Source organism: Flintibacter sp., from assembly GCF_046973065.1.
The window spans coordinates 1-2,267 of sequence record NZ_JBKVXZ010000101.1 but is presented as its reverse complement, the minus strand read 5'-3'; the positions used below and the strand labels follow the sequence as shown (position 1 = coordinate 2,267).

At 55.8% G+C, this 2,267-nt stretch carries 3 protein-coding genes; all 3 read left to right on the top strand.

Annotated features, from left to right (window positions below; genetic code table 11):
- Window positions 1-291 precede the first annotated feature (291 nt).
- Window positions 292-891, top strand: coding sequence for a helix-turn-helix domain-containing protein (locus ACLTXB_RS18615; protein WP_428227973.1), 600 nt, complete (start codon window positions 292-294; stop codon window positions 889-891).
- Between the two features lie 5 nt (window positions 892-896).
- Window positions 897-1,355 carry a nucleoside deaminase gene (locus ACLTXB_RS18610; protein ID WP_428227972.1) on the top strand — a complete coding sequence of 153 codons (459 nt, stop codon included), beginning with the start codon at window positions 897-899 and terminating at the stop codon, window positions 1,353-1,355.
- Window positions 1,356-1,817: 462 nt separating this feature from the next.
- Window positions 1,818-2,267 (top strand): ATP-binding protein (locus tag ACLTXB_RS18605; RefSeq protein ID WP_428227971.1); only part of this gene is annotated, 450 nt, incomplete at its 3' end.

The window sequence follows — 2,267 nt, the reverse complement described above, 5'->3', positions numbered from 1 at the left end:
TTGAAAGCCTGTTTGTCAAGGTTCACGCCCTCGCTACCTATTTTCGTAGCAAGGTACAGTGGCTGCCGTCACAAAGTGAAGGCCCATCGTCTGCCCAACCACCGCCGCACTCAACAGGTAGGCAGGCACCAGGCGGTGTACAGTAGAATACAAGCACCTGCAAATTTTGATGGCAGCAGGGCCTAGTGGCCCGAGAGTAGGAGAATGCACAGTCAAAATTTAGGCCGCCGGAACGGACCAAACGACCAAAGGGGCGCGCTCCCGTAAATTGGGGTCCGGGGAGAGGCGACTATGAGCGCCCGCTGCGCGAAGGCGCTCATCGGAGCCGTCCCCCGGCGGCGTTTTGCCTACTTTGCCGCCGTGGGCAAAGTAGGACGCCCCGCAGGGCGGAATGGGCCTTGCGATGGACCAGAGTTCCTCTCAATAAGAGTATACAAGATTCGATATTTGAAATTTGTCGGAATATGTGATATAAAAATAAAAATTACCGATTTCTTGATTTTAAGAAAATCTGTTATCGAAATTGAGATACTGACCCCAGAGGTGATTACCATGGGCTTTGGGGCCAGAGCAAAAATGCTGGTGACAGACCGGGACGTGACACAAAAGAAGTTGGCAAAACATATTGGGATTACACCGGCTAAAATGAGCAATTACCTAACGGAGAAAAACGAAATGCCCTGTCGAGTCATTGTGGGCATTGCAGATTATTTTCATGTTAGTACCGATTATTTGCTGGGTTTGACCAATGAACCGGAACCGCCGATGCACATTAGTAAGGAAGAAAAAGCATTGGTAGAGACCTACCGCTCCCTCTCCCGGGAGCAGCGGGAACTTATTTCCCAGACCATCCGCCTGATGGGGGAGCAAAATAACCGCCGGGAGGGCTGAATACCATGGACCACAAGGACTATATGGCCCGCGCCCTGGAGCTGGCCGCTCAGGCAGCCGAGCACGGGGACGTGCCGGTGGGATGCGTCATCGTCAAGGACGGAGAAATCGTGGGGGAGGGGCGCAACCGCCGGGAGGAACACGGCGACGCCACCGCCCACGCCGAGCTGGAGGCCATCCGGGACGCCTGCGCCCGTCTGGGCAGCTGGAGGCTGCACGGGTGCACCCTGTACGTCACTCTGGAGCCCTGCCCCATGTGCGCCGGAGGCATCATCAACTCCCGCATTGAGACGGTGCGCTACGGCGCCCGGGATGAAAAGGCGGGGTGCTGCTCGTCGGTGCTCAACCTGTTTGAGGAGCGCTTTAACCACCACCCCCGGATCTATCGGGGACCTCTGGAGCCCCAGTGTCAGAAGATCCTCCAGGACTTTTTCCTGGACCTGCGGGAGGATGGGGAAAACTGAGTGGGGAAAAATTGGGTTTCCGCCGCGGATTTAAAGCTTTTGTAACAACTTTAGCTAGCTTTGTTCACAATAAGCAGATAGAATGATACTCGCAAGGCAAGAGCATTTTCTTTTCATTCTATCCTCCAATTCAACCGAACAGCCGGCGTGGATGCGCCGGCTGTTCGGTGCTTTTTCAGCTTGTTTGGAAAAGTCACAAATTGTCCATGGAGATTTAAAACTTATGTAATACTTTGGGGCTGTTTTTGTAACAACTCTTTGCTAGGATAACACTTGCAAGAGACAGTTCGTTTCATTTTAATCCTCTTTTTCAATGGTAAGACCCGGACGCTTTGGAGCGGCGTCCGGGTTTTGCTATGCCTAGAGAAATTTTTGATTTGTTGGAGCTACAACAGACTTTTGCCCTGCGGGGGAGTAGAATAGGGTCATCCTGAGAAAAGCAAACGTTGAGGAGGAAGTTTTATGATCCGTAAGATCATTCACATTGACGAGAGTAAATGTAACGGCTGCGGGGCCTGTGCCGCCGCCTGCCACGAGGGCGCCATCCAGATGGTGGACGGGGTGGCCAAGCTGACCCGGGAGGACTACTGCGACGGGCTGGGCGACTGTCTGCCCGCCTGCCCCACCGGAGCCATCACCTTTGAGATGCGGGAGGCTCCCGCCTACGACGAGGCGGCGGTGAAGGCCGCTCAGGCGGCGAAAAAGGCCCAGGAGCCTCTGGCCTGCGGCTGCCCGGGGGAGATGGCCAAGACCCTGCGCCCCGCCGCCGCTCCTGCTGCGGCTCCAGTGGCCCAGGGGGAGAGCGTCAGTCAGCTTAGCCAGTGGCCGGTGCAGATCAAGCTGGTCAACCCTATGGCCCCTTATTTCCAAGGCTGCCGCCTGCTGGTGGCCGCCGACTGTACCGCCTACGCC